Annotated in this window: 2 protein-coding genes; both read left to right on the top strand. The window is 52.9% G+C overall.

Features of this window, described 5'->3' with window-relative positions:
* Positions 1-281 precede the first annotated feature (281 nt).
* On the top strand, positions 282-740 hold the full coding sequence (locus tag ACN2TU_RS26865) for an SRPBCC family protein (protein WP_435159861.1): 459 nt from the start codon (positions 282-284) through the stop codon (positions 738-740).
* Positions 741-975: 235 nt separating this feature from the next.
* Entirely contained in the window at positions 976-1,521 is a 546-nt protein-coding gene (locus ACN2TU_RS26860) for a ferritin (protein ID WP_435159860.1), read from the top strand.
* The last annotated feature ends 224 nt before the right edge of the window (positions 1,522-1,745 follow it).

The following is a 1,745-nucleotide window of genomic DNA, read 5'->3' as shown; positions in this document are numbered from 1 at the left end:
GGCGGTTCTGTCAGATCATGAGTCTCTCCTTTGGCATATAGAATACGAACCAATCAATCGACAGTTGAAGCACCACTAGCGATAGTCAAGAACGAGGTGAGTGAGACCGTGCTGAAGTGTTTCAAAGTAACGAGTCAGCAGTTAGAAGACACCGTCCAATCATCGGTTAGGGATGGTGTGCAAGATAGAGAGGACGCGTCCCTCATCGTAGTACGATACGGGAAACCACCCACTTCTTGAACAAACAGCTATCGTCTGCGTAGACAATTATAGAGACAGAGATGATATTAGAGGAAACCACGCGAGTGAACGCATCTCCGGGGGAAGCCTACCATTTTTTCGAAACGATGAATGTAAACTATCAACGGTGGCATCCCGATCATATCGTGTTCCGATGGAATACTGGAGACGGGTTAGAACAAGGAGCGATTGCCTCCTTCGAGGAACGAATCGCGGGAAAGAGACAGAAGAAGACAGTCCAGTTCACGGAGGTCGTTCCCGACCGATACATCGAGTTCAAACCCACCTCACGGCTGGTCGGGATACTTATGCCATCGATCAGTTTTACGATCAAACCCCACGAGAACGGCTGTGATCTCACTCAACGGATCAAGGTACGAACCGGCCCGATCGGTGCGTGGCTCAACCGGCGTGAATTCGATGCTGTCCGGACGCACATGAGAGAGGAAGGCGAGAATCTGAAGACCATCCTTGAAACCGACGAAGTACGTGCTGTCTGAAAGGCTTGCGAAAGCCAGCGTCGGGTCGTACCAGAGGCCATCCCATAACAAGACATGTATTTTATTTTGACTTCGCTGATCGATTGCTGTCAGGAACGGCGTGCTGAATAGAGAGGATGTAGTCAGTATCTCCAGTACTGCACATACCAATCACTTCCCTGTCATGGACTTCGAATAAGGTTGGGCTTCGATGACCCCAACAATGATGCCATGGCCGAGCGTTAACCTAGAAGTTATGCTCAAAGATTCGCTCGAAGAGGCATTGAACGAACAGATCAACGCTGAGCTCTACTCGGAGTACTTGTACCTCTCGATGGCGGCCTACTACGCGGATGAAGGTCTGCCCGGGTTCGCGTCGTGGATGCGGGCCCAGGCCGACGAGGAGCGTGCTCACGCGATGCGAATTTATGACTTCGTCATCGAGCGCGACGGACGGGTTACTCTGGATACTATTGACAGTCCGCCAAGGGAGTGGTCCAGTCCGTCTGACGCCTTCGAGGCAGCCTACGAACACGAGGTCGAAATAACCGAGATGATCAACGACCTCGTCGCACTCGCCCGTGAAGAGAACGACAACGCGACCGAGAACATGCTCCAGTGGTTCGTTGCGGAGCAGGTCGAGGAGGAGGCGACAGCACAGGCCGTTCTGGATAAACTCAAGCACGTCGGTGACGACGGTCCCGGCCTCCTGATGATTGATCAGGAACTCGGCCAGCGCGGTGGCGCCGGAGGGGACTCGGGCGGAAACGGAGCTTCCACATCTGAGCCCATGGGCGAGTAGTCAGAGACAGTGGCGTCGAACTTCCTATCGTCACATGATGAATAAGCGCTCTGTATCTCGCACACCGTAAGAGAACTATCTGCTATCGGATATCAGAGCGTAGCACTTTGAATCCATCAGTCCCTGGTTGACGGACCACTAGAGGGCGTAGTTGATTATACCGTTGTAATAGAGGGGGATCGCGAGAGCGACCCCCTCGCTTTCGCAGAAAATGACGCAGAAAA

The sequence above is a fragment of the Haladaptatus marinus genome, assembly GCF_051194195.1.
The sequence above is the reverse complement of the archived record's forward strand: the minus strand, read 5'-3'. Positions and strand labels throughout refer to the sequence as shown.